The organism is Sphingobacterium sp. SGG-5, assembly GCF_011043525.1.
Classification (GTDB): domain Bacteria; phylum Bacteroidota; class Bacteroidia; order Sphingobacteriales; family Sphingobacteriaceae; genus Sphingobacterium.
In genome coordinates this window covers 1-276 of record NZ_JAAKGO010000048.1, presented here as the reverse complement: position 1 = coordinate 276, position 276 = coordinate 1, and the positions used below count along the sequence as shown (strand labels likewise).

Here is a 276-nt window from a genome sequence, read left to right as displayed (position 1 = left end):
TTTTCAAATTATGAATTACAAATTATGAATTACGAATTATGATTTTATCATCCGTAATTGAAATATTCGTAACCCCTAATCCGAAACCGTGGAGAATAACGGATTCGAACCGTTGACCCCCTGCGTGCAAGGCAGGTGCTCTAGCCAGCTGAGCTAATTCCCCCTTTTGGTAATTATGAATTATGAATGACGAATTATGAATTCTATCTTCAGTAATCAAAGAATTCGTAATTCGTAATTCCCCGATTCGTAATTTTAAAGCATTCGTAATTGAAG

1 tRNA gene is annotated in these 276 nt (G+C 35.5%); it reads right to left on the bottom strand.

Annotated features, from left to right (window positions below):
* Window positions 1–89: 89 nt before the first annotated feature.
* A tRNA-Ala gene (locus tag G5B30_RS17220) sits at window positions 90–163 on the bottom strand.
* Between the last annotated feature and the right edge of the window lie 113 nt (window positions 164–276).